Annotated in this window: 19 protein-coding genes and 1 pseudogene; 1 reads left to right on the top strand and 19 read right to left on the bottom strand. The window is 67.8% G+C overall.

The features are described from left to right. Positions 1-210 precede the first annotated feature (210 nt). Both hisD and LDO15_RS07950 read right to left on the bottom strand, forming a co-directional pair. Entirely contained in the window at positions 211-1,596 is a 1,386-nt protein-coding gene (gene hisD, locus LDO15_RS07955; protein ID WP_223985715.1) for a histidinol dehydrogenase, read from the bottom strand. Between the two features lie 4 nt (positions 1,597-1,600). After that, entirely contained in the window at positions 1,601-2,173 is a 573-nt protein-coding gene (locus tag LDO15_RS07950) for a hypothetical protein (protein ID WP_346655985.1), read from the bottom strand. Positions 2,174-2,456: 283 nt separating this feature from the next. Between LDO15_RS07950 and LDO15_RS07945 the strand changes: the two genes are divergently transcribed. Further along, positions 2,457-2,915 carry a flavin reductase family protein gene (locus tag LDO15_RS07945; protein WP_223987197.1) on the top strand — a complete coding sequence of 153 codons (459 nt, stop codon included), beginning with the start codon at positions 2,457-2,459 and terminating at the stop codon, positions 2,913-2,915. A 48-nt stretch (positions 2,916-2,963) separates the two neighbouring features. Here the strand turns inward: LDO15_RS07945 and dnaE are convergent, their stop codons facing one another. The 17 genes and pseudogenes from dnaE to LDO15_RS07860 form a co-directional block, all read right to left on the bottom strand. Further along, the gene (dnaE, locus tag LDO15_RS07940) at positions 2,964-6,521 is read right to left on the bottom strand and encodes a DNA polymerase III subunit alpha (RefSeq protein WP_223985711.1); all 3,558 of its coding nucleotides are present in this window, start codon (positions 6,519-6,521) and stop codon (positions 2,964-2,966) included. A 92-nt stretch (positions 6,522-6,613) separates the two neighbouring features. Then, positions 6,614-7,588 carry an RluA family pseudouridine synthase gene (locus LDO15_RS07935; RefSeq protein WP_223985708.1) on the bottom strand — a complete coding sequence of 325 codons (975 nt, stop codon included), beginning with the start codon at positions 7,586-7,588 and terminating at the stop codon, positions 6,614-6,616. Further along, on the bottom strand, positions 7,581-8,159 hold the full coding sequence (gene lspA / locus LDO15_RS07930) for a signal peptidase II (protein ID WP_223985705.1): 579 nt from the start codon (positions 8,157-8,159) through the stop codon (positions 7,581-7,583). Before lspA ends, LDO15_RS07935 begins: the two co-directional genes overlap by 8 nt. Before the next feature lie 167 nt (positions 8,160-8,326). Further along, a complete protein-coding gene (locus LDO15_RS07925) occupies positions 8,327-9,022 on the bottom strand; it encodes a DivIVA domain-containing protein (protein WP_223985702.1) in 696 nt (231 codons plus the stop codon). A gap of 163 nt (positions 9,023-9,185) precedes the next feature. Beyond that, a complete protein-coding gene (locus LDO15_RS07920) occupies positions 9,186-9,494 on the bottom strand; it encodes a YggT family protein (RefSeq protein WP_223985699.1) in 309 nt (102 codons plus the stop codon). Positions 9,495-9,632: 138 nt separating this feature from the next. Continuing rightward, positions 9,633-10,163 (bottom strand): cell division protein SepF, encoded by a 531-nt coding sequence (gene sepF, locus LDO15_RS07915; protein WP_223985696.1) that lies wholly within the window; start codon positions 10,161-10,163, stop codon positions 9,633-9,635. 87 nt (positions 10,164-10,250) lie between these two features. Then, on the bottom strand, positions 10,251-11,060 hold the full coding sequence (locus LDO15_RS07910; RefSeq protein WP_223985694.1) for a YggS family pyridoxal phosphate-dependent enzyme: 810 nt from the start codon (positions 11,058-11,060) through the stop codon (positions 10,251-10,253). Then, positions 11,053-11,802, bottom strand: a complete 750-nt coding sequence (locus LDO15_RS07905) for a polyphenol oxidase family protein (protein ID WP_223985692.1) — start codon at positions 11,800-11,802, stop codon at positions 11,053-11,055. The genes LDO15_RS07910 and LDO15_RS07905 overlap by 8 nt, the downstream gene beginning before the upstream one ends. 129 nt (positions 11,803-11,931) lie before the next feature. Next, positions 11,932-13,149 (bottom strand): cell division protein FtsZ, encoded by a 1,218-nt coding sequence (gene ftsZ / locus LDO15_RS07900; protein WP_223985690.1) that lies wholly within the window; start codon positions 13,147-13,149, stop codon positions 11,932-11,934. Positions 13,150-13,403: 254 nt separating this feature from the next. Continuing rightward, entirely contained in the window at positions 13,404-14,417 is a 1,014-nt protein-coding gene (locus tag LDO15_RS07895; protein ID WP_223985688.1) for an FtsQ-type POTRA domain-containing protein, read from the bottom strand. Then, positions 14,410-15,810, bottom strand: a complete 1,401-nt coding sequence (gene murC, locus LDO15_RS07890; RefSeq protein ID WP_223985686.1) for a UDP-N-acetylmuramate--L-alanine ligase — start codon at positions 15,808-15,810, stop codon at positions 14,410-14,412. The genes LDO15_RS07895 and murC overlap by 8 nt, the downstream gene beginning before the upstream one ends. Further along, the gene (murG, locus tag LDO15_RS07885) at positions 15,807-16,982 is read right to left on the bottom strand and encodes an undecaprenyldiphospho-muramoylpentapeptide beta-N-acetylglucosaminyltransferase (RefSeq protein ID WP_223985684.1); all 1,176 of its coding nucleotides are present in this window, start codon (positions 16,980-16,982) and stop codon (positions 15,807-15,809) included. Before murG ends, murC begins: the two co-directional genes overlap by 4 nt. A gap of 298 nt (positions 16,983-17,280) precedes the next feature. Continuing rightward, positions 17,281-18,456: pseudogene (ftsW, locus tag LDO15_RS07880) on the bottom strand (putative lipid II flippase FtsW); the annotation flags it as partial. A 149-nt stretch (positions 18,457-18,605) separates the two neighbouring features. Further along, a complete protein-coding gene (gene murD / locus LDO15_RS07875; protein ID WP_223985681.1) occupies positions 18,606-20,207 on the bottom strand; it encodes a UDP-N-acetylmuramoyl-L-alanine--D-glutamate ligase in 1,602 nt (533 codons plus the stop codon). Next, positions 20,189-21,298 carry a phospho-N-acetylmuramoyl-pentapeptide-transferase gene (gene mraY, locus LDO15_RS07870; protein WP_223985678.1) on the bottom strand — a complete coding sequence of 370 codons (1,110 nt, stop codon included), beginning with the start codon at positions 21,296-21,298 and terminating at the stop codon, positions 20,189-20,191. Before mraY ends, murD begins: the two co-directional genes overlap by 19 nt. Beyond that, on the bottom strand, positions 21,295-22,905 hold the full coding sequence (murF, locus tag LDO15_RS07865; protein ID WP_223985675.1) for a UDP-N-acetylmuramoyl-tripeptide--D-alanyl-D-alanine ligase: 1,611 nt from the start codon (positions 22,903-22,905) through the stop codon (positions 21,295-21,297). The genes mraY and murF overlap by 4 nt, the downstream gene beginning before the upstream one ends. Before the next feature lie 6 nt (positions 22,906-22,911). Further along, a complete protein-coding gene (locus LDO15_RS07860) occupies positions 22,912-24,570 on the bottom strand; it encodes a UDP-N-acetylmuramoyl-L-alanyl-D-glutamate--2,6-diaminopimelate ligase (RefSeq protein WP_223985672.1) in 1,659 nt (552 codons plus the stop codon). Positions 24,571-24,662 lie beyond the last annotated feature (92 nt).

Genomic DNA, 24,662 nt, shown 5'->3' with positions numbered 1-24,662 from the left:
AACCTCGGTGTCAGCGCCGGCAGCAGCGCAACTGATGCAGATAACAAGCAGCAGTGCCGCTGGCAATACCTCCGTCAATACCGCTGGCGGGCCGGTGCCACGCCCGCGGCGGACGCCGTCGGCAGCACCGTCCTGTTTCCTCAGTTTACGACTAGATATAGCTGAATAACAAGCCTGTAATTACTACATGTAGTGGTCGGTGCCCTTGGGCTACCGGTCGGCGAACCGCGCCGTGACGGCCTCGCCGTGGGCCGGCAGGTCTTCCGCGCCGGAGAGGCTGACAATGTGCCCGCTGACCTGCTCCAATGCGGAGCGGCTGTAGTTGATTACCTGGATGGCCCGCAGGAAGGTGGTCACGTTCAGTCCTGAGGAGAAGGCCGCGGTGCCGCTGGTCGGCAGCACATGGTTGGAGCCGGCGCAGTAGTCTCCCAGGCTTACGGGGCTGTAGTCCCCCACGAAAATCGCGCCCGCGCTGCGGATCCGGCCGGCCACCCGGGCGGCGTCGGCGGTCATGATTTCAAGGTGTTCCGCGGCGTACGCGTTGCAGGCGGCGATGCCCTGCTCCAGATCCTCCACCAGGACGACGCCGGACTGCGGGCCGGAGAGGGCCTCGCGGACGCGGCCGGAGTGCTTGGTGGCTGCCGCCTGCCGCTCGAGCTCGACGCGGACGTCGGCCGCGAGGGCCTCGGAATCGGTGATCAGGACCGAGGCCGCCTTGGGGTCGTGCTCGGCCTGGCTAATGAGGTCGGCGGCAACGAGCGCGGGACTGGCGGTGGAGTCCGCGAGGATCGCAATCTCGGTGGTGCCGGCCTCGGAGTCGATCCCCACGACGCCCTTGACCAACCGCTTGGCGGTGGCCACGAAGATGTTGCCCGGACCGGTCACCACGTCCACGGGGTCGATCCCGGGGAGGTTGCCGGCGTCGGACTCGACGGCGGGAATGCCGTAGGCGAAGGCGGCGATGGCCTGTGCGCCACCGATCGCGTAGACCTCCTCGATGCCCAGCAGGCAGGCCGCCGCAAGGATCGTGGGGTGCGGAAGGCCGCCGAAGTTTTTTTGCGGCGGCGAGGCCAGCGCAATGGACTCGACGCCGGCCGCCAGGGCCGGGACGACGTTCATGATCACCGAGGACGGGTAAACCGCCAGGCCGCCGGGGACGTAGAGCCCCACCCGCGCCACCGGCAACCAGTTCTGGCTGACGACGGCGCCTTCGCCGAGTTCGACGTCGACGTTCGCCGGACGCTGGGCGTCGGCGAAGCGGCGGGCCCGCTTTATGGACTCCTCAAGGGCCGCGCGCACGGCCGGGTCGAGGTCCGCCAGGGCCGCTCGCAGCGCCTCGGCCGGAACACGGGGGTGCTCCTGTTGGACGCCGTCGAAGGACAGCGCCAGTTCCCGCAGTGCGGCGAAGCCCCGCGCGCGGACGGCGGAGATGATGTCCAGAACCTTGTCCTCGGCATCTGCCATGGTGCCGGACTGCGCCCGGGGCACGGCGGCGCGCAGGCCGGCGAGGGACAGGTGCTGGCCGCGCACGTCCACCGTGCGGAAGATGAGGGCGGCGGGAATCGGGGTCACAGTGCTGTCAGGAGTTAGGCTCACCCGATCATTTTACGTGCCCGGCCACGGCGGCCCGACGCCGTGACGTCCGGTCGCCGGTGCGCGGTTTGCCGCCGGAGCCCGGGAAGAGCGCGTTTAGGAAGATGGCCAGGGCGATCGCCGCGGGCCAGATGGCAAGGACCGCGTAGGACCGCAGTGAGAAGGCGACGCTGGCGTTGGCCGAGGTATCCGCCGGCGCTCCCCACCATTGGGCGCTGAGAATGCCCGTCCCCCATGCAAGGAGCGAGCCTGCAACGCCGGCGAGGACCACCAGGATGACGGTGCCGGGCGCGGGCTGTGCATGTTTGGAGCCGGCGACGAACGAGCCTGCGATGCAGCCGGCGAGCAGGCACAGACCTGCCAGCACGAGGTCCCTGGGCAGCCAGGTTGCGGTGTTGGTGCCGGCGGCGAGGTCCGGGTTTCGGGTCAGCAGGTTCAGGCCCGACGGCGCCAGAAGCCACCAGAGCAGCCCCACCGGGACGCCGGCGGCCGCGATGACCGCGGCTTTGCGCCACGGGGTTCCGCCGGGCCGGGCCCGGTGCTCCGTGTTTGCCTGCTCCGCGTCTGTCTGAAGGGGCATGGGCCGATCCTGGTCTGTGGGCTCGCCGGCGTGCCCGGGCTCCCCGGAGTGCTGGACGGGACCGTCAACTGCGGGCTGTGTCATGCAACAAACCGTAACAAGGATTCCTCCGGCCGGGCACATAACCCCGCGGGTCACCACATGACGGAAGGCGTAAACAAATGCCCCACTCCATCACCGGCGGAATACGCTGGCAGAGTAGGAACCATGACACGCACGTGCAGCAGGGAGTTGGATCGCAGTGGCCACAGATGACGGAGCCTTCGAGGGGACATTCAAGGAAATGTTCCGCCGGCACGCGGCGGGCGTGGCCATCATCACCGCCAACCTCAACGGCGTCCCTTTCGGATTCACGGCGACGTCTGTGGCCTCACTGTCCGCCAAGCCGCCGCGCTTCACGTTCAACATGGCCAGGACCTCAAGTTCGTGGCCGGCCGTGGCGAACACAACCTACATCGGCGTGCACATGCTCGGGCTTGAAAACCAGGAACTCGCCGACCGCTTCGCCCGGGCCGGCAACCGGTTCGACGGCGACCACTGGGAGCTCGGCCCCCACGAGGTGCCCGTGCTCAAGGGCGTCACCGGCTGGCTGATCGGCAAGGTCCAGATGCGGCTGTCGTTTGAAAACAACGCCGTCGTGGTGGTCGAGGTGGTGGAGGGCCAGGTCGGCGAGGACGGCGCTCCACTGCTCTACCATTCCGGGGCCTACAGCCAGCCTGTTCCGCTCGACTACGAGATCTGAGCGGCAGCGCCGGTCATCAGCGCCGGGCATCAGCGCTGGTTGTCGGCGCTAGTTATCCAGGCATGTCGGGCCGAGCAGCACCTTCAGGTCGCCGAACAGCGACGGGCTCGGGTTGACGCGCAGATGCACGGGCAGGCCCATGACCTCCACCCGGGTGTCGCCCTGCAGGTGCAGCCGGACCTCGGAGTTCCCGCGGTGGGTGCGCAGGACATCTCCCAGCTCGGTGACGACGGCCTCGGTGGCCTTGTGCGTGGCCATGGTGATCACCACGGGCCCGTTTTGGCTGTCGCTGAGGTCCGGCACGGAAAGTTCCATGCAGTTCAAGGTGACGGCGCCGTCGTCGCGCCGTTGCAGGCGGCCCTTGACCACCACAATCAGGTCCTCCGCCAGCACCGAGGCGATGGGTCCGTAGACCTGGCCGAAGAACATGACCTCCATGGAACCGGCGAGGTCCTCGATTTCGGCGCGGGCGTAGGCGTTGCCGCTGGCCTTGGCGATCCTTCGGCTGAGCGAGGTGATCATGCCCGCGATGGTCACGATCGAGCCGTCCGGCGGGCCGTCTTCGGCGATGATCGAGGTGATCGACCGGTCGGCATGCTGGCTCAGGAGCCCCTCGAGCCCCTGCAGCGGGTGATCGGAGACGTAGAGGCCGAGCATGTCGCGCTCGAACGCCAGCTTGTCCTTTTTCTCCCATTCCGGCAGGTCGGGGATTTCCGTGCTGAGGGAGGCCTCGGGCTCCTGGTCCTCAAAGCCGGCGAAGAGGTCGAACTGGCCGATCGCCTCGTTGCGCTTGAGGGTGATGACGGAGTCGATTGCTTCCTCGTGGATCATGGCCAGGGCCCGCCGGTGATGGCCCAGCGAGTCGAAGGCGCCTGCCTTGATCAGGGATTCAATGGTGCGCTTGTTGCAGACCACGGCGGGGACCTTCAAGAGGTAGTCCTTGAAGGACGTGTATGCGCCCTCCTTTTCGCGCGCCGCCACCATGGCTTCGACGGCGTTGACGCCGACGTTGCGGATGGCGCCCATGCCGAAACGGATGTCGTTGCCGACCGGGGTGAAGTTGAGGGCTGATTCGTTGACGTCCGGCGGAAGCACCGTGATGCCCATGCGCCGGCATTCGTTGAGGTAAATCGCCGATTTGTCCTTGTCGTCGCCCACCGAGGTCAGCAGGGCGGCCATGTACTCCGGCGCGTAGTGCGCCTTCAGGTACGCGGTCCAGTAGGAAATGACGCCGTAGGCGGCCGAGTGCGCCTTGTTGAAGGCGTAGTCGGAGAACGGCAGCAGGATGTCCCAGAGGGTCTTGACCGCGGCCATGGAGTAGCCGTTGTCCTGCATGCCCTGCGAGAAGCCGGCGAACTGCTTGTCCAGCTCGGATTTCTTTTTCTTGCCCATGGCGCGGCGCAGGATGTCGGCCTGGCCCAGGGTATAGCCGGCGAGCTTCTGCGCCACGGCCATGACCTGCTCCTGGTACACGATCAGCCCGTAGGTGCCGCCGAGGATTTCGGACAGCGGTTCCTCCAGCTCCGGGTGGATCGGAATGACCTCTTGGATCTTGTTCTTGCGCAGCGCGTAGTCCGTGTGCGCGTTGGCGCCCATAGGTCCGGGCCGGTAAAGGGCCAGCACGGCGGAGATGTCTTCGAAGTTGTCGGGCTTCATCAGCTTGAGCAGGGACCGCATGGGTCCGCCGTCGAGCTGGAAAACGCCCAGCGTGTCTCCCCGGGCCAGCAGCTCGTAGGACGCCGTATCGTCCAGTTCCAGGGTTTCGAGGTCGAGGTCGATGCCCCGGTTCATTTTGATGTTTTCCAGGGCGTCGGAAATGATCGTCAGGTTTCGCAGCCCGAGGAAGTCCATCTTGATCAGGCCGAGGCCTTCAGATGTCGGGTAGTCGAACTGCGTGATGACCTGGCCGTCCTGGAAGCGGCGCATGATCGGGATGACGTCGATGATGGGGTCCGAGGACATGATGACGCCGGCCGCGTGGACACCCCACTGCCGCTTCAGGCCTTCGATGCCCAGCGCCGTCTCGAAGACTTTGGCGGCCTCCGGGTCCGTGGCGATCAGCTGGCGGAAGTCCCCGGCCTCGCTGTACCGCTTGGATTGGGGGTTCTGGATGTCGGCCAGCGGAATGTCCTTGGCCATCACGGCCGGCGGCAGCGCCTTGGTCAGCTGCTCGCCCATGCTGAACGGGTAGCCCAGCACGCGCGAGGAGTCTTTCAGGGCCTGCTTGGTCTTGATGGTGCCGTAGGTGACGATCATCGCCACACGTTCGTCGCCGTATTTGCGCGTGACGTAGTCGATCACTTCGGAGCGGCGCCGGTCATCGAAGTCGACGTCGAAGTCAGGCATGGAGACGCGGTCCGGGTTGAGGAAGCGCTCGAAGATCAGGCCGTGGTGCAGCGGGTCGAGGTCGGTGATGCGCATGGCGTACGCCACCATGGAGCCTGCACCCGAGCCACGCCCGGGACCCACCCGGATGCCGTTGTTCTTGGCCCAGTTGATGAAGTCGGCCACCACGAGGAAGTACCCGGGGAAGCCCATGGAGGTGATGACTTCCAGCTCATAGTCGGCCTGTTTGCGGACCTTGTCCGGGATGCCCTGGGGGTAGCGGTAGCGGAGTCCCTTGTCGACTTCCTTGACCAGCCAGGACGTTTCGTCCTCCCCTTCCGGGCAGGGGAACCGGGGCATGTAGTTGGCGCCGGTGTTGAACGAGACCTCGCAGCGTTCGGCGATCAGGAGCGTGTTGTCGCACGCCTCCGGGTGGTCGCGGAACAGCTCCCGCATTTCCTGCGGTGACTTCAGGTAGTAGCCGCTGCCGGAGAAGGCGAAGCGGGAACCGCCGTTGTCGTACGTCGGCTCCAGGAGGGTGGAACCGGACTGGATGGCCAGCAGGGCCTCGTGCGCCTTCGCGTCGTGCTCGTGCGTGTAGTGGAGGTCGTTGGTGGCCACCAGCGGCAGGTTCAGTTCCTTGGCCAGGCGCAACAGGTCGCCCGTGACGCGCCGCTCGATGTCCAGGCCATGGTCCATGAGTTCGCAGAAGTAGTTCTCGGCGCCGAAGATGTCGCGGAACTCCGCGGCCGCTTCGACGGCTTCGCGGTACTGGCCCAGCCGCAGCCGGGTCTGGACCTCGCCGGACGGGCAGCCGGTGGTGGCGATGAGCCCTTCCGAGTAGGTGGTCAGCAGCTCACGGTCCAGCCGGGGCCATTTGCCGAAGACCGAGTCCAGCGAGGCAATCGAGGAGGCCCGGAAGAGGTTCCGCATGCCCACGTTGTTGTAGCTGAGCAGGGTCATGTGCGTGTAGGAGCCGCCGCCGGAAATGTCATCCTTGCGCTGGTGCTCCTCACCCCACCGCACACGGGTCTTGTCCGTGCGCGCCGTCCCGGGAGTCACATACGCCTCGACGCCGATGATGGGCCGGATGCCCTGGTCGGTGGCCCGCTTCCAGAAGTCGAAGGCGCCGAACAGGTAGCCGTGGTCCGTCGTGGCCAAGGCCGGCATGCCGAGCCGCTCGGTTTCGTCGAACAGCTCACCGAGCCGGGCGGCGCCGTCCAGCATCGAGTACTCGGTGTGGTTGTGGAGATGGACAAACGAGTCGTTGCTGGAAGTCACCGCACCATTCTAGTGCCGTGCGGCGACAGTGGCGCGCCACCACGACGGCGGGAACGGAACCCGTGCGGATCAGGCAGCCGCCGCCGGGCGGCTCAGGCGTCCCCGGACTCCAGGACCTCGAGGGCATACTTCAGGTCCTGCGGATACTCGCTGGTGACGGTGACCCGCTCCCCCGTCCGCGGGTGGTCGAAGGACAGTTCCCGGGCATGAAGCCACTGCCGGGTCAGGCCCAGGGTGGCCGCCAGCCGCGGGTCTGCGCCGTACGTGAGGTCACCGGCGCAGGGGTGGCGCAGGGCCGCGAAGTGGACGCGGATCTGGTGGGTGCGGCCCGTTTCCAGGTGCACCTCCACGAGCGAGGCCTTTCCGAAGGCTTCGAGGACCTCGTAGTGCGTGATGGAATCACGGCCGTCCTCGATCACGGCGAACCGCCAGTCGTGGCCCGGGTGGCGGCCGATGGGCGCGTCGATGGTGCCGGCCAGCGGATCGGGAAGCCCCTGGACCACAGCGTGGTAGACCTTGTCCACAGTGCGTTCCTTGAAGGCCCGTTTGAGCACGGTGTAGGCGTTTTCGGTCTTGGCGACCACCATGACGCCGGAGGTGCCGACGTCGAGCCGGTGGACGATGCCGGCGCGCTCCGGTGCCCCCGACGTCGAGATCCGGTAGCCGAGGCCGGCGAGGCCGCCCACTACCGTGGGTCCTACCCAGCCGGGCGAGGGGTGGGCTGCCACACCGACGGGCTTGTCGATGACCACGAACTCGTCATCGTCCAGCAGGACCTTCAAGCCTTCCACGACTTCCTCCACGATTTCCAGGGGGTCCCGGCGGCCGGGCACCACGACGTCGAGCACGGTGCCGGCGGCGAGTTTGAGGGATTTCCCGACCCTCTTGGCGTTGCTGCTGACGTTGCCTTCGGCAATCAGGACCGCCGCCTGAGAGCGGGAAATTTCCATCAGTTTGGACAGGCCGGCGTCCACGCGCGCGCCGGCAAGGTCTTCCGGGACGGTGAACCGCCGGTGCTCGGCAGCGGCAGCGCCGGAGTCCCCGGCCAGATCTGCTTGTTCAGACATCCTTGGCCACTGTTTCCTTCGTATGGCGCGAACCGTCGAGGGAGATCCCGCGGAGCGTAAGCAGGCAGATGATGACGACGGCGGAGACGACGGCCGAGTCGGCAATGTTGAAGATCGCGAAGTTCGGGAGCTGGATGAAGTCCACCACGTGGCCCATCGCGAAGGATGGCTCCCGGAAGAGCCGGTCCGTCAGGTTGCCGAGCGCGCCGCCGAGCAGCAGCCCGAGCGCCAGGGCCCACCAGAGCGAACCGAGCTTGCGCAGCTGCAGCAGGATAGCGACGGACACGGCCGCCATGATGATCGTGAAGACCCACGTGACGTTTTCGCCGATCGAAAACGCCGCTCCGGAGTTGCGGATGTAGAACCAGTGCAGCAGCGGTGGAAACACCGGTATCCGCTCGCCCTCCGTCATGGTGGACGTGACCCAGAGCTTGGTCAGCTGGTCGAACACATAGGCGAACACGGCGAAGGCAGCGAACAGGACAAACAGCGCCGCCCGGCGCGGCCGGGCGTGGACGGTCTCTGCCGCCTCGGCGGGCTGCGTGGCGTCTGGTGATGGTGCGTCAGTCATAGTGCTTTCGATCGGGAGCCAGTACGAAGACCGGGGATGGTGCCCGGCAAGCGCCGGCACCGGGACCGGTGGCGGCACCGTGCAGGACTAAAACGGTGCGGGAAAGACGAAAGGCCGGCGGCCGAGGAGTCCTCAGCCACCGGCTTTCAGAATACTTGCTTAATGCGCTAGCTGGTTTCGCTAACCTCAGGGGCGGCAACCGAGCCGCGGGCGTCGAGGTCACGGAGCTGGCCTTCGATGTAGGCCTTCAGGCGTGAGCGGTAGTCACGCTCGAAGCCGCGCAGCTGCTCGACCTTGCGTTCCAGGACGGAGCGCTGCTGCTCGAGGGCACCGAGGATCTTACGCGACTTCTCCTGCGCATCGTTGACGAGGCTGCTGGCTTCGATCTGCGCCTCGGCGATGATCTTGTCGCGCTGCTGCTCGCCGTCGGCGATGTGCTTGTCGTGCATCTGCTGCGCCATGGCGAGCAGGCCGGCTGCGGACTCGGAGGCCGGGGTGGCAGCGGTGCGTGCCGGTTCGACTGCCTGGGCAGCCTTGGCGGCCTGCTCGGCTTCCTTCTTCTTGGCGGCTTCCGCGGCCGCCTTTGCCTTTGCCTCGGCCTCGGCCTTGGCAGCGTCTTCCTTCTCGGCCTTGACGGGTGCCGGCACCTTTTCCACGACGGGCGCCGCGGCGGTGGAGCTGGCAGGCGTGCCGGCGCCGAGTTCGGCGAGCTTCTTGCGGAGCTCGTCGTTCTCCTGGTTCAGGCGTCGCAGTTCGACGACGATCTCGTCCAGGAAGTCATCAACTTCATCCTGGTCGTAGCCTTCGCGGAACTTGGTCGGCTGAAAGCGCTTGTTGACAACGTCTTCTGGCGTCAAAGCCATCTGGTCACCTCGTTGGTCTAGTTAGTCAGTAGGCCTTCCGGCCGTCAAAACTACGGTACCTAAATATGGTCTGGTTCCTCTAATTCAACACCGCAGTGTCAAACCGGAGTTTCTATCGGTTTGGGCGTCGGCCCTGGTCAGTCGCCTGCCGTGCCGGGGCGGCTCATGCTGCGACCGGTTGGGCGTACACCAGGCCCTTGACGACCCACATCGCCACGCTCACGGCCACGAACAGCAGCAGGAAGCCGATGTCAAGGGAAACTCCGCCCAGACGCAGCGGCGGGATCAGCCGGCGAAGCAGCTTGAGCGGCCTGTCCGTGACCGAATACACAGCGTGGGCGGTCACGAGCGCCGCTCCGCGCGGCCGCCAGCTCCGGGCAAACATCTGCACCCAGTCGAAGACGAGGCGGATGATGAGTGCCACGAAAAAAAGCAACAGAGCGATATAGACGAGCCCAAAAACAATTCCCATGAGCTAACTCATATCTCCATGTTCATTCCGGATACCGCAGTGTCCTAAGGAAAGTGTTGCTTCTATTTCAACACGGATAATTCCACACCCATGCCAGGCGGGTCTCCCCCGCCTGGCATTCGTGCGAAATATTCGCCGCTAGCTTTGGTTGAAAAAACTCGCCTGCGTCTCGCTGGCCTTCTTGTCATCGCCAATGACCTCGATGTACGACGGCGAGAGCAGGAACACCTTGTTCGTCACCCGCTCGATGCTGCCGCGGAGTCCGAAAACAAGGCCGGCGGAGAAGTCCACGAGTCGCTTGGCGTCGGCCTCGCCCATGTCGGTGACGTTCATGATGACGGGGATCCCGTCGCGGAAGCTTTCGCCGATGAGTTTGGCGTCGTTGTACGAACGCGGATGGATTGTGGTGATTTGCCGGAGTCCGGTGGTCTCTTCGCGGCTCGATGCCGCACGCTTGATGGGTGTCACAGGTGCGCGATATTCCTCTTCGGCGGCGTAGGGCTCTTCCCGGGGGACCTCGCGGACGGGCGCCGGCGCTCGTCGTTCCTCGCGGTCCTGCTCCATGGATTCGTCCTCATCCTTGTGCGGTGTGGGGTGCTCAGACTCGTAGTGTTCGTCGCCGTCGGCGAGCCCAAGATAGATCATTGTCTTGCGCAGAGCGCCAGCCATGGTCGACTCCTAATCTTGTCCGTAAGCGGGCCGCTTAATGACTAGATAGCCTTGGAATCCCCGCCGTTACCTTCCAATACGTCGAACTTACCGCAGCGCCGGACGCGGACCGAGAATATCGGAGCCAATGCGCAGGTGTGTCGCCCCGAACCGGACAGCCTCCTCGAGGTCCTGGCTCATGCCGGCCGATATTCCCGTGGCGTCCGGAAATTGGTCGGTCAGCCGCCCGGAAATGCCCGCCAGTTTCTCGAACGCGGCCGCCGGGTCCGCGCCGAGCGGGGCAACGGCCATGACGCCCGCGAGCCGGAGTCCGGCCGCTCCGGCTAGCTGTTCGGCGAGGGCCGGGACCTCTTCGGGGGCCGCGCCGCCGCGGTGCGCCGCCGCTGAATCGGCGGCCTGCTCCGCCAGGTTGACCTGGATGAAACAGTCCAAAGGCGGACGCCCTGTGCGGTCACTTTCGGCTGCCATCGCCTTGGCGAGGGCGGCAGCCAGGGCCTGCCTGTCCACCGAATGCACGGCGTGGGCGTACTTCACCACCGACTTGGCCTTGTTGCTTTGGAGCTGGCCGATGAAGTGCCACCACAGGCCGAGATCGCCGAGCTGTGCCGCCTTCTCCGCGGCCTCCTGGTCCCGGTTTTCCCCGACGTCGGTGACCCCCAGGGACGCGAGCCGGCGGACGTCCTGTGCCGGGTGGAACTTGGTGACGACGATCAGCCGGGGCGGCGTCGCCTGCCGGCCGGCGGCGGCCGCTGCGGCGTCGATCCGGCGGCGGACAGCTGTCAGGTTCGTGTCCAGCTGCGCCAGCCGGGGACCCTCGAGCGCGCCTGCCGGGTTCTCCCCCTGTCCGGCGGCAGGGATTGGACTGTGTGCGGGCCGCCCCTTCGCCGGCTCAGTCATGGCCATGTCCTCGGGTTCCGTCCGTGGCGTGCATCCACACGAGGCCGGCGAAGCGGCCGGTCTGGCCGTTGCGCCGGTAGGAAAACAAAGTGTCGTCCTCGAGGGTGCAGCCCCCGGAGTATTCGACCGAGACCCCTTCCGCCTCCAGTTGGCTCCGGACGCCCGCGGGCAGGTCCAGCCCGGGAGTGCCGGTCGAGGTGGTGCACCAGGTCGCCGGGACGGCCGCGGCAACGTCAGCGCGCAGGCCGTCAGGCACCTCGTAGCAGCCTCCGCAGACGGACGGACCGACCCAGGCGCCGATGTTCTCCGCGCCAAGTTCCCGCAGGCGCGAGACGGCGGCCGGCACCACGCCGGCGGCCACGCCGGGCCGCCCGGCGTGGACGACGCCAAGGACCGGGGCGCCGGCCGGGCCGTCGCCGACCAGGACTACCGGGACACAGTCCGCCACCATGACGGCCAGCGGCTCGGTCAGGGTCACCATGGCATCGGCGGTCGGGGCAACCGCAGCCTCCGCGGCGTCTGCCGTAGCGGCGCCGCCGCTGATCGTGGCGACGTCAGCGCCGTGGACCTGGTTCATGTACCTGAAGGAGCGCCCGCCGAGTCCCGCGGCGGCTTCGAGCTCCGCACGGCGGCGGCGAACCTCCGCGGGGTCATCGCCAACGTGCAGTGCCAGGTTCCCGGCTCCGACGTCGGTGAAGGCCACCCAGACGCCCGGCCGGACTTCAGCCCGCCAGGAAAACAATCACAACACCGCCATCAATATGTCCGGAATTCTTGCGTTCATACCATCCACCGTAACCCGATCCACCGTGACCTGCCGCAACGCAGCATGGCACCGCCGGACGGCGGTGCCATGCTGAAGCCGATCCGTTTACTTCAGGAAGTCGGGGACATCCAGGTCATCGGAGTGGCGGCCGGAGAGGTCCGGCTCCACGACGGCCGGAAGGTCGACGTCGAAGCCCGAGTCAGCCGGTACCGCGGAGGGGCGCTGCTGGCCCCAGCCGCCGTAGCCGGAGGCCCCGACGGCAGCGTGCAGCGGCTGAACCTGGGCGGAGGCGGGTGCCTGCGCCGGGACCGGGGCTGCCGACGCCGGGCGCTGCGGCGCGGCGGGCAGGGACTGGTCCATGGACGGCGAGGTGGCCTTGACGTCGTCGAAGCCGGCGGCGATGACGGTGACGCGCGCCTCATCGCCGAGGGCGTCATCGATCACGGCGCCGAAGATGATGTTGGCCTCCGGGTGGGCGACCTCCTGGACCAGGCGGGCCGCCTCGTTGATTTCGAAGAGGCCGAGGTCCGATCCGCCCTGGATGGAAAGCAGGACGCCGTGGGCGCCGTCGATCGATGCTTCCAGCAGCGGCGAGGCGATGGCGAGCTCCGCGGCCTTGACAGCGCGGTCTTCGCCGCGGGCCGAGCCAATGCCCATGAGTGCGGAGCCGGCGCCCTGCATGACGGACTTGACGTCGGCGAAGTCAAGGTTGATCAGGCCCGGCGTGGTGATGAGGTCCGTGATGCCCTGGACACCGGACAGCAGGACCTGGTCAGCGGAACGGAACGCGTCCAGGACCGAGACGTTGCGGTCGCTGATGGAGAGGAGGCGGTCGTTCGGGATCACGATCAGGGTGTCGACTTCATCGCGCAGGGCGTCGATGCCGGCTTCGGCGGAGCCGGCGCGGCGGCGGCCCTCGAAGGTGAAGGGGCGCGTCACGACGCCGATCGTCAGCGCGCCAAGGGAACGCGCAATCCGGGCCACGACGGGGGCGCCTCCGGTGCCTGTTCCGCCACCTTCGCCAGCGGTGACGAACACCATGTCTGCGCCGCGGATGACCTCTTCGATTTCATCGGCGTGGTCCTCCGCGGCCTGACGGCCGACCTCGGGGTTCGCGCCAGCACCGAGTCCACGGGTCAGTTCACGCCCGACGTCGAGTTTGACGTCGGCATCGCTCATCAACAATGCCTGGGCATCGGTGTTGATGGCGATGAATTCGACGCCGCGAAGACCGACCTCGATCATGCGGTTGACTGCGTTCACGCCACCGCCGCCGATGCCGACGACCTTGATGACGGCCAAGTAATTCTGCGGAGCTGCCACGTTACGTGTCCCTTGTTCGTGTACTAATGCGAAAACTTATCGAGTCCTGCTTGAAGCTTTGAACCTTAACCTTCGAGTTGAAGGTTATAGTTATGTCAAGTAACTCATGTCTGTGACGGTATTTCCTATGCCGGGGACATTCAATAACCGGCGCCGCGTGTCGCGGGAATACCGGTTAAATAGGCCCTTCTTGCACTCCATCCGGCCCCGCCGCCGCCCCTGCCCGCCCGGACCGCAGCGGAACCGATCGCCGGCTACCGCGTCACAGGGTGCCGGGGCACGCTGACATCGTAAACCTTTACCGGATTTTTCGGGTCCGCCGGGACTTTCAGGAGGGCCGCGAGGACCCGGGCCTTCAGCTCCTTCTCCCCCGCGTTGCCCCAGACGATTGTCTGCCCGTCGACGAGTCTGAGTTCGACGGCGTCGGCCGAGGCGGCGGAGGCGTTGGACAGCCGCGCAAGCACGTCCGCCGGCAGCGCTCCGAGCACCGCCGTGATGGCCTGGAACAGGTCCTTCGGCAGTGTCCCGCCGCCGCCGTCGATCACCGGGAGCGGGACCGAGGAAGCGTCTTTGGTGGTGCTGAGCTGGACGCCGTCGACGTCCACCAGCTGGAATGTGTCGCCCTGCTTGACCTGGGCCACGGGAATGCGCTCGGTGATGCGCACCTGCAAGGTGGACGGCGGCAGCGCCTTGGCGCTGACGTCCTTGACCTGGACCAGGGGCTTGAGCAGGGCCGTGACCTCCTCCTCGCTGATCTGGGGCAGCGGTTTGCCCTGCAGCGGCGTGAGCGCGGCCTGGATCTGGTCAGGGCTTACGATCTTGGTGCCTTGCACCGAGACTGTCCGCAACGCGAGCACCGGCGAGTAGACGGCGGCCGCGACGATCCCCGCCATCAGCACGGCAACAATGCCGATAGTGCTGAGCAGGATGCGCTTGCGGCGTTTCCCCTTGGGCTCGGGGAAGGACAGGACGTTGCCGGGCGAGGTGTCCGGGCTGCCTGGGCCGTTCCGGGACGGGCCGTTCCGGTCCGCGCCGCTACTGGCCTGGCCGCTACTGGCCTGGCCGTTACTGGCCTGGCCGATCCCGGCGTCCGGGGCGTTTTTGGATGCCGAAATGACGTCCGTGCCGGTTCCGCCGGCCGCCGGCCGGGATCCGGCCCGGGACGGGTTGGATGCGGACGGGTTGGATGCGGACAGGTTGGATGCGGACAGGTTGGATGCGGACGAGCCTGCTCCCCGGCGGTAGGTGGGGCGCCTGGTGCTAGCCACCGGCTGCCTCTCCCGTCAGCGCGTCGACGATCAATGGCCCGTAGGCAGTGACGTCGCCGGCGCCGGCGGTCAGCACGATGTCCCCGGCTGCGGCGGCGGCGAGTACGGCCTGCACCGCGTCCCCGCCGGGGCCGACAAGGCTGCCCCCGGACCCGAGGTGCTCGGCGATCAGCCCGCTCGTGACGCCGGGAATGGGGTCCTCGCGGGCCGGATAGATGTCAAGGACCAGGGCCGTGTCCGCACTGTTGAGGGCCTCGGCGAACTCACGGGCAAATTCGCGGGTCCTCGAAAACAGGTGGGGCTGGAAAAGCACGTGCACCTTGTGCTCTCCGGCGACGGCCCGCGCGGCGGACAAGGCGGCGCGGACTTCCGTGGGGTGGTGGGCGTAGTCGTCGTAGACGCGGACGCCGCGGCCCTCCCCCTTGAACTCGAAACGGCGCGAGGCTCCGGAGAAGTGCGCCAGTGCGGCCGCCGCCGTCTCCGGCGCGACGCCGAGTTCGAGCGCGACGGCGAACGCGGCCGCGGCGTTGAGCGCGTTGTGCCGGCCCGGAACCTGGAGGTCGAGACCGAAGGTGCCGGCCGTCGTCGCGATCCCCAGCCGGCCGGGTCCTGCGTCGTGGAGCCGGATGGCGGCGTCCTCCGCCGTCCCGTACAGGACCACGCGGGTGTTGCCGCGGGCCAGGGTGCGCTCTGCGAGGGCCCTGGCGCCGGGGTCGTCGGCGCAGGCCACCAGGACGCCGTCGGCCGGGAGCAGCGCCGTGAAGCTGTCGAAGGAGGCATAGACGGCCTCGGCGGTGCCGTAGAAGTCCAGGTGGTCCGGCTCGACGTTGGTCACCACGGCGATCGTGGGGCGGTAGTTCAGGAAGGAGCCGTCCGATTCGTCGGCCTCGGCGACGAAGATCCCAGAGGAGCCGTGGGCCGCATTGACGCCGAGCGCGGGAACGTTGGCGCCGATGGCGAAGGACGGATCCAGCCCGGCGCCCTGCAGCAGCACCGTGATCATGGAGGTCGTGGTGGACTTGCCGTGCGTTCCGGCGACCGCCACCACGGTGTCCTCAGCCATGGTGGCGGCGAGGGCTTCGGAGCGGTGCAGCACCGGGAGCCCTGCGTCGCGGGCCGCCACGAGCTCGGGGTTGTCGGGCCGGATCGCCGAGCCGGCGACCACCGTCTGGGCATCGCCGAGGTTGTCCGGACCGTAGCCAACGGCAATGCGTGCTCCGGCGGCCTCGAGGTCCGTCATCACGGGCAGTGCTTTGGCGTCGGAGCCGCTCACCGGGATGCCGCGCGCCACCATGATGCGGGCGACGGCGGACATGCCGACGCCGCCGATGCCGATGAAGTGCACGCGGCCAAGGGATTCCAGGGTACGGGTGCCGTGTTGGGGCTGGGTCATTGCTGCTGCTTCCTGCCGTGCTGGGTCGGGCGCTGCCGGTTCGTGCTGTGCTGGTTCCTGCTGTCCTGGTTGGAGGACGCGACTTCCAGGATGAGATCGGCCATACGCCGGTCCGCGTTCCGGATGCCCAGGTGTTCGGAACTGGCGGCCATCCTGGCCAGCCTGTCCTTGTCCAGCAGCAGCGGGATGATGTTCTCGCGGATCCAGTCAGCGGAGAAGGCCTTGTCCTCCACGATCAGGGCGCCGCCGGCGTTGACGAGGCCCGCAGCGTTCAGCGCCTGTTCGCCGTTGCCGATGGGCAGCGGGACGAAGACGGCGGGCACGCCCACCGCCGCCACCTCGCAGACGGTGGCGGCGCCGGCCCGGGCCAGCAGCAGGTCCGCCGCGGCGTACACGGTTTCCATGCCGTCCACGTACTCCACCTGCCGGTAGCCAGGCGCGGCGAGCGGCTTGCCGTCGGCGTCGTGCACGGACTTGTCGCGGCCGGTGATGTGCAGGGTCTGCACGCCGGCGTCAGCGAGGGCTCCCACCGCCGCGGCGAGGGACCGGTTGATGCTCTGGGCGCCCGAGGAGCCGCCGGTGACGATCAGCGTAGGTTTGTCCGGGTCCAGCCCGAGCGCCTGCCGTGCGCCGGCCCGGGCAGCGCTGCGGTCCAGGCCGGAGATTTCCGGGCGCATCGGCATGCCCACGTGCCGCGCGCGGCCGAGCTTGGTCGCGGCGAAGGCGACGGCCACATGGCCGCCGAGACGGGCTCCGACCCGGTTTGCCAGTCCGGGGCGGGTGTTGGCCTCGTGGACCACGATCGGGATCTTCCGGCGTCGGGCGGCAAGGTACATCGGGGTGCAGACGTAACCGCCGACGCCCACCAGGACATCGGCCCGGGCTTCATCCAGGATGGAGCCCGCCTGCTTTACCGCGCCGGCCATCCGGCCGGGAAGCCGGAGGAGGTCGGCGGACGGCCTGCGCGGGAGCGGAACCCTGCTGATGGTGGCCAGATCGAGCCCGGCGGCCGGGACCAGCCGGGCTTCCATCCCGCCGGGGGTGCCGACAGCCAGAAGCTGCACTCCGGGCCGCGACTGCCGGAGGGCGCCGGCGATGGCCAGCAGCGGGCTGATATGTCCGGCGGTACCGCCGCCGGCAAGGACCACGGACAAAGGCGACTCGGTGTTCATAAAGGGCTGTTTACGCTTTCGTGCGGTTCTTGGAGGCGGGGTTCTTTGATTCGGGGTTCTTGGATACGGGGTTCGTGGTTACGGGCTTCTTGGCGTTGTTCCGCGCCGGAGTCGCGGCGCCCGCCGCGCCGGGGTTCCTGGCAGGGTTCCTGGCCCCGTTTGCGCCCGGGTTCCTGGCAGGCTTCCTGGGGCCGTTCGCAGCGGGGCGGGCAGCTGCGCCGGAGGATTGGCTGGATGCCTTGCCGGCGGCCCGCGCAGCCCGGGCGCTTCGCACGGAATTCGCGAAGGCGGCAGGGCCGAATTTCAGCATCTTCTTCGGCTGCATGCCCGGGTCCATCTGCGCCCGGGCCAGGGACAGGACCACGCCGATTGCACAAAGCGACATCAACAGGGCCGAACCGCCGTAGGAAATGAAGGGCAGGGGGACGCCGATCACCGGTGCCAGCCCGGTGACCACGGCCATGTTGACGCTGGCCTGGCCCAGGAGCCACACCATGATGGCACCGGCCAGGACGCGGTGGAAGACGTCCTGCTGGGCGACGACGACTCGGTAGATGGCGGTGCCGAGGATGGCGAACAGCACCAGGACCACGATCGTCCCAACCAGTCCGAGTTCCTCGCCGATGATGGCGAAGATGAAGTCGTTGTGCGCTTCCGGGATCCAGCTGTACTTCTGCCGGCTCTGGCCCAGTCCGACGCCGAACCACCCGCCGGACGCGAGCCCGTACAGGCCGTTGGTGGACTGGTAGTTCAGGTCGGAGCCGTCGGCGCAGGTCTGGCCCGTCCATGACAGGATGCGGCACATCCGGTTGGGGCTCGTGACGGCGAGGATGGTCGCGCCAAGGGCCAGGAACGCCCCGGCAATCCCGAAGAGGTAGAGCCGGACGCCGGCGAAGAACAGCGCGGCGGCGATGATGATCATCACGATCATCGCCGTGCCGAGGTCGTTTCCAGCGAGAATGAGCCCTAGGACCGCGATGGCTCCTGGAACCACGACGGGGATGAGTGCGTGGCGCCATTCGTGAAGGAGCTTTGCCTTGCGGTCAAGCACCGTCGCCATCCAGAGCGCGAGGGCGAGCTTGGCGGCTTCGGAGGGCTGGAAGGTGAACGGGCCGACGTCGATCCAGTTCTGGTTGCCCAGGGCGCTGCGCCCCACCAGGAGGACCAGGCCGAGCAGCGCAATGGCCAGGATCATGAGCGGCCAGGCAAAGCGCCTGAGCCATATGACGTTGACTCGAGAGAGGACAAACATCGCGAAGACGCCGATCGCGGCGAATCCGCCCTGTTTGAGGGCGGCCGAGTACGGTGACTCCCCCGCGGCTATGGCTTCCACACTGGAGGCGGAGAGGACCATCATGATGCCGATCGCCGTCAGCGCCAGGGTGGAGCCGAGGATCAGGTAATAGGTGGATCCGTTGCGGGACTTGCCGGTTCCTTCCAGCGCGGACCAGAATCCGCGGTACCAGGTGCGCACCCTCGCGGCGGGAGTGACGGCCGGCCTGCGGGCCGGCGAGCCCCCGGCGGTCTTGCCCCCGGAGGGCCCGCTGCCGGCGATCTTGCCGCCGGCGGCACCGCCGCTGGCGGGGCGTGCCGCCGTCGTACGTGTGGGCGTGCTGACCACTGTTACTCCTCGCCGGTCTGAGCCTGCCCTTCCACGAGCTCGCGGACAGCTTCGATGAAGGCATCGCCACGGTGAGCATAGGAAGAGAACTGATCCATGGAAGCAGCCGCCGGTGCCAGCAGCACAGTGTCCCCGGAGGCGGCCAGCTGCGCCGCCGAGGCAACCGCCTGGGCCATCACAGTCTCGCTGAAGATCGGCGAAGGGCCTGCGTCGGCTTGGGCCGGTCCGGCAGTCTGCACACCTTCAGTCTCGCCCTTCGCCTGCCCGATCACGGGGACATCCGGCGCGTGTCGCTTCAGGGCGGCCTGCAGATCGCTGGAGTCCGCTCCGATCAGGACCACGGCCTTGAGCCGGTGGGCGTGTTCCTGGATCAGGGAGTCGTAGTTCACACCCTTGGACAGGCCTCCCGCGATCCACACCACGTTCTGGAACGCGGACAGTGCGGCGGAGGCGGCGTGCGGGTTGGTGGCCTTGGAATCGTTGACCCAGAGCACACCCGCATGCCGGGCCACCGGCTGGATCCGGTGGTCTCCAGGAAGGTAGTTCAGCAGTCCGTTGCGGACCGCGGACGCCTCCACCCCGTAGGCGCGGACCAGGGCAGCCGCAGCCAGCGCGTTGGCCACCATGTGCCGGGGGGCGGCCGAGCCCAGGTCGGACATCGAGGCGAGTTCTGCCGCGCTGTCCTTGCGTTCGGCGATGAACGCGCGGTCCACCAGCAGTCCTTCCACGACGCCGAGCATGCTGATGGCCGGTGTGAGGGTGGTGAAGCCCACGGCCCGGCAGCCTTCGACAACATCGGCGTCCTCGACCATGCGTTCGGTCTCGATCTGCTCGGCGTTGTAGATGCACGCCCTTTGCGTGTTCGCGTAGACCTTGGCCTTGTCGGCCAGATAGGAGGCGTAGGAGCCGTGCCAGTCCACGTGGTCTTCGGCGACATTGAGGCACACGCTGGCCAGCGGTGACACGGAGTGGCTCCAGTGCAGCTGGAAGCTGGAGAGTTCGACCGCGAAGACGTCGTAGTCCACGGGGTCGCGGAGGGCGTCCAGGATGGGGGTCCCGACGTTCCCGACGGCGATCGCCTTGAGCCCGGCCGCCTGGAGCATCGACTCGGTCAGGCCCACCGTGGTGGTCTTGCCGTTGGTGCCGGTGATGGTCAGCCAGTCCGCAGTTTTGCGGCCTTTTCGTTCGCGGAGCCGCCAGGCGAGTTCGACGTCGCCCCACACCGGGATGTGTGCGCGTGCGGCTGCAGCGAGCAAGGCCTGGTCCGGGCGCCAGCCCGGCGACGTGACCACGAGGTCCGGCTTTTGCCCGTCGATCTTGGGGACGGACTCCACGGCCGCTTCGCCCAGCAGGACGTCGGCCGCGCCGACGATCCGGAGCGTGTCTGCCTGGGCCAACGCCTTGGCACTGGTGGCGGCGTCAACCACCACCACCCGGGCGCCGAGTTCGATCAGGGTATCGGCGGCGGAGAAGCCGGAGACACCGATGCCCGTAACCACGACGCGGAGGCCGGACCAGTCCGAATCCCAGGTGGTGAGCCCCTCCAGCCGGGGCGACGTGGTGAGCGGGGCGGGGATGGGGCCAGTCACAGGAGTACCACCCATTCTGCGTAGAAGATGCCCAGGCCGGCGGCGACGAACAGGCCGCAGAGGATCCAGAACCGGACCACCACCGTCACTTCCGCCCAGCCTTTGAGTTCGAAGTGGTGCTGCAGCGGTGCCATCTTGAAGAACCGTTTGCCCTTGGTGAGTTTGAAGTAGCCCACCTGGATGATGACCGAGAGGGTGATGAGCACGAAGAGGCCGCCGATGAAGGCCAGCAGCAGTTCGGTGCGGGAGAGAATGGCGAAGGCTGCGACGGCGCCGCCGATCGCCAGGGACCCGGTGTCGCCCATGAAGATCTTTGCGGGCGAGGTATTCCACCACAGGAAGCCGACCATTGCCGCGCTGAGGATGGCGGCCAGCAGGGCCAGGTCCAGGGGGTCGCGGACCGAGTAACAGCCGCTGCCTGCCTGCCGCGGGGACCCGCAGGCCTGGTTGCTTTGCCAGATGCCCATGAGCGTGTAGGCGCCGAACACCATGACCGAGGCGCCGGCGGCCAGGCCGTCGAGACCGTCGGTGAGGTTCACGCCGTTGGTCGCGGCGGTGACGATCAGGTTGGACCACAGGACAAACAGGATGGCGCCAAGCACAGTGCCGGCAAAGGCCAGGTTGAGCCAGGGAATATCGCGCACCAGCGAGATCTGGGTGGAGGCGGGCGTCAGGCCTGCGGAGTTCGGGAAGTTCAGCGCAAGCACGGCAAAAATGATGCCGACGGCGGCCTGGAGGATCAGCTTGGCCTTGGCGTTCAGCCCCAGGCTGCGCTGCTTGGAGATCTTGATGAAGTCGTCCAGGAAGCCCACAAGCCCCATGCCCACCATGAGGAACAACAGCAGCAGCCCGGAAACGCTCGGCCCCGGGGAGTGCGGGTTCATGAGCCACATGATCAGGTGAGTGAGCCCGTAACTGACGAGAACCGCCACGACCACGACGGCGCCGCCCATGGTGGGCGTGCCTCGCTTGGTGTGGTGGGACGTGGGTCCGTCGTCGCGGATGAATTGTCCGTAGCCCTTGCGGACCAGGAACCGGATGAACAGGGGGGTGCCCGCGAACGCGAGGAACAGCGCCATTCCGGCGCCCATCAGCAGTGCAATCACAGCTGTGCACTCCCTTCGGTGGCGGTTGCGGCAGGTCCCTCAGCAGGTCGCTCGGGAGTGTTTTGGGGGGCTTGTGGGGGTAATGCTATCCGATCCCCCAAATGGCGTAGCCCGATGCCGTTCGATGACTTGAACAGGACCAGGTCGCCCGGCCGGAGCTCGGCCTGGAGGAGCTCGTAGGCCTCCTCCGCGGTCTCCGCGAAGACGCATTCATCGCCCCACGAGCCTTCGTTGACAGCGGAGACATACAGCGAACGGGCCTCCCGGCCCACCACGACCAGACGCGAAATGTTCAGGCGCACCACCTGGGTGCCGACGGCCATGTGCTCGCGGATGGAATCCGGGCCAAGTTCAAGCATGGCGCCCAGGACAGCCCAGGTGCGGCGGCCCTGGCCCAGCTCGGCCAGCGTCCGCAGCGCCGCCCGCATGGACTCCGGGTTGGCGTTGTAGGCGTCGTTGATGACGGTCACGCCGTCGGGGCGCTCCGTGCGCTCCATCCGCCACCGGCTGGCAGCGCTCTGGGCGCTGAGGGAGGCCGCGATCCGGGCGCCCGGGATGCCGGCCGCGTGCGCGGCGGCGGCGGCCGCGAGGAGGTTGGCGATGTGGTGGGCACCGATCAGCTTCGCGGTGACGTGGTGCTGTGTTGTCCCTTGCTGTGTTGTTCCCTGCTGTTTTGTTCCCTGCGGGGCGGGGTCGCCGGGCAGGTAGAGCTCAAATTCGGGGTGGCCTGCGGCGTTCAGCTCTACGCCCTCAGCCCTCACCACGGCAGCCCTCACCACATCGGCATGGGCCGCGTCCGCCTGGCCGCTGTGGTCCTGGCCTATGCCGGCAGCGCCGGAAGTGTAGCCGAGCACACGGGCCCGGGTGCGGGCGGCCATCGCGGCGACGCGGGCGTCGTCCAGGTTAAGCACGGCGGTGCCGCTGGCCGGGAGCGCCTCGACGAGTTCGCCCTTGGCGATGGCGATGTTGTCGATGCCGCCGAACTCCCCGGCATGGGCGGTGCCGACGCCAAGGACGACGCCGATCTCCGGCCGGACCATGTCCGCAAGGTACTGGATGTGGCCAATTCCCGTGGCGCCCATCTCGATGACGAGGTAGCGGGTGTCGTAGTCGGCCTTGAAGACGGTGAGCGGGACTCCGACTTCGCCGTTGTAGGACCCCTGCGGGGCCACGGTGGTGCCTTCGGCGCCGGCGGCGGCGAAGATTCCGGCCAGCAGGTCCTTGGTGGTGGTCTTGCCGGCGGAGCCGGTAATGCCGATGACGGTGAAGGCGGCGCCGGCGGCCGCGCGGCGGGCGCGGATCCGGCGGACCGTTTCGGCGGCCAGTGCGCCCATGGCGAGGACGGCGTCCTCGACCACGACGGCGGGGTAGTTTGCCCCGGCGGCGTCGGCGACGTCGCGCTCCACGAGCGCCAGGACAGCGCCCCGGTCAAAGGCGGCGGCGACGAAATCATGGCCGTCGGCGCTCTCCCCCGGCTTGGCCACATAGAGGGATCCCGCCGTGGCTTCGCGGGAGTCGGTCACCACGGAGGTGGGGCTGATGCCCGGTTCCGCGGCCAGCCGGCCGTTGGTTATGTCGGCGATTTCCGCCGCTGTAAGTGCAATCATCTCGGTTTAGGACTCTATCCGGTGGTCTTCGAGAACGGTGAATCCCCGTGCTGTCAAGGCGTTCCGGAGCTCCACGCGGTCATCGAGGGACAGGTTGACTCCTTTGACCTCCTGCCACACCTCGTGGCCCCGGCCGGCGACGAGGATGACGTCTTCCGGTGCGGCGAGCTCCACGGCCTTGAGAATTGCTGCGTCGCGCGGGAAGACTTCCAGGACCGTGCAGTCCAGGCCTTCGCTGTCCTTGGCGGCCCGGGCCCCGGCAAGGACGTCCGCTCGGATGGCTGCCGCGTCCTCGTCGTGGGGGTCGTCGTCGCTGACAATCACGGTGTCGGCCAGCCGGGCCGCGATGGCGCCCATGGCGGGGCGTTTGCCCTGGTCGCGCTGTCCGGTGGCGCCGAAAACAATGATCACCCTGGACCCGGGTTCCGGGGATCGCACGGCTTCGAGGGCCCGGGCCAGGGCGTCGGGGTTGTGGGCGAAGTCCACCACGGCCGCCGGGGCCGTGGACACGAGCTGCATCCGGCCGGGCACGGCCACGGTGAAGGGGTCTCCTGCGTCGAGGGCGGCCTGCACGGCAGCATGGTCGTGGCCGCCGGCGAGCACCATGACGGTGGCGAGGGCTGCGTTGGCGACGTTGAAGCCCCCCGGCAGGCCGGTGTGGACGCGCAGCTCGGCGCCGTCGCGGTGCCGGAGGACGAAGTCGGTGCCGAGTCCCCGCGGGGTTGTCTGGACCACAGACCAGTCAGCGGTCCCGCCGGCGGCCGAGTCGGCGTCGTGACCGCCGGCCGTGGCGAGGGTCGTGACGGGGATTTTCGCGGCGGCCGCGAGCTTCCGGCCCCAGGCATCATCCACGGTCACGACGGCGGCCCGGGCGCGTTCCGGGGTGAACAGCCGGGCCTTGGTCTGGAAGTACTCCTCCATGGTTCCGTGCAGGTCCAGGTGGTCCTGGGTGAGGTTCGTGAATCCGGCGACGTCGAAGACCACGGCGTCCACGCGGTGGAAGGACACGGCGTGCGATGAAACTTCCATGGACGCGGCATCGAGCCCGCGCTCCCGCATGAGCGCAAGCAGGGCGTGCACGTCCGTGGATTCGGGAGTGGTGAGCAGGCTGGGAATCGGCTCGCCGCCTGCAAGGATCTCAATGGTCCCGATCAGCCCGGTCCGCTTGCCCAGCGCCCGAAGCAGGGAATTGATGAAGTACGTGGTGGTGGTCTTGCCGTTGGTGCCCGTCACCCCGAACAAGGCGGGCGCCGCGGCGCCCTCGGGCCGGCTCTGGTAGATCAGTGCCGACAGCCGTCCGACCACGCTGCGCGGCTCTTCGGCGAGCAGCACGGGGACGGGGATGTCGTTGGAGAGCGCCAGCAGGCGCGCTCCGGCATCGTCCGTCAGGACGGCGACAGCGCCGGCGTCGACGGCCTGCGAGACGAAGTCGGCCCCGTGCCGGGTGGCGCCCGGCAGGGCTACGTAGAGGTCCCCCGGGTGGACCGCCCGGGAGTTCAGGGAGATCCCGGTGACCGGGACGGAACTGGAGGCCCCGGGAACGACGACGCCGATCGACTCACCGATGACTGCCAGCGGCACTGCGGCAACCGCAGTGGGCCGGAAGCCCGGGGTCGAGTCGTGGCCGGACGGCGCGGAAGCGTCGGGGGCGGTGAGCTCTGACAAGTGGATCTCCGTTGTGGTGCTAGTGGGTCGGGCACTGTTTGGGTCGGGAACTGCGTGGATGGGGCGCTGCGCACGGAGACATGCTCCGGCCC

This window comes from Arthrobacter sp. NicSoilB8 (assembly GCF_019977355.1).
Classification (GTDB): domain Bacteria; phylum Actinomycetota; class Actinomycetes; order Actinomycetales; family Micrococcaceae; genus Arthrobacter.
The sequence above is the reverse complement of the archived record's forward strand: the minus strand, read 5'-3'. Positions and strand labels throughout refer to the sequence as shown.

Bases quoted from the DNA above. Each gene is read 5' to 3' on its own strand.
- murC (WP_223985686.1), bottom strand. From the start codon at position 15,810: ATGACCCAGCCCCAACACGGCACCCGTACCCTGGAATCCCTTGGCCGC.
- LDO15_RS07910 (WP_223985694.1), bottom strand. From the start codon at position 11,060: ATGACTGAGCCGGCGAAGGGGCGGCCCGCACACAGTCCAATCCCTGCC.
- LDO15_RS07950 (WP_346655985.1), bottom strand. From the start codon at position 2,173: ATGCCCCTTCAGACAGACGCGGAGCAGGCAAACACGGAGCACCGGGCC.
- LDO15_RS07945 (WP_223987197.1), top strand. From the start codon at position 2,457: ATGTTCCGCCGGCACGCGGCGGGCGTGGCCATCATCACCGCCAACCTC.
- murD (WP_223985681.1), bottom strand. From the start codon at position 20,207: ATGGGTGGTACTCCTGTGACTGGCCCCATCCCCGCCCCGCTCACCACG.
- LDO15_RS07925 (WP_223985702.1), bottom strand. From the start codon at position 9,022: ATGGCTTTGACGCCAGAAGACGTTGTCAACAAGCGCTTTCAGCCGACC.
- murG (WP_223985684.1), bottom strand. From the start codon at position 16,982: ATGAACACCGAGTCGCCTTTGTCCGTGGTCCTTGCCGGCGGCGGTACC.
- murF (WP_223985675.1), bottom strand. From the start codon at position 22,905: ATGATTGCACTTACAGCGGCGGAAATCGCCGACATAACCAACGGCCGG.
- sepF (WP_223985696.1), bottom strand. From the start codon at position 10,163: ATGGCTGGCGCTCTGCGCAAGACAATGATCTATCTTGGGCTCGCCGAC.
- LDO15_RS07935 (WP_223985708.1), bottom strand. From the start codon at position 7,588: ATGTCTGAACAAGCAGATCTGGCCGGGGACTCCGGCGCTGCCGCTGCC.
- lspA (WP_223985705.1), bottom strand. From the start codon at position 8,159: ATGACTGACGCACCATCACCAGACGCCACGCAGCCCGCCGAGGCGGCA.
- LDO15_RS07920 (WP_223985699.1), bottom strand. From the start codon at position 9,494: ATGGGAATTGTTTTTGGGCTCGTCTATATCGCTCTGTTGCTTTTTTTC.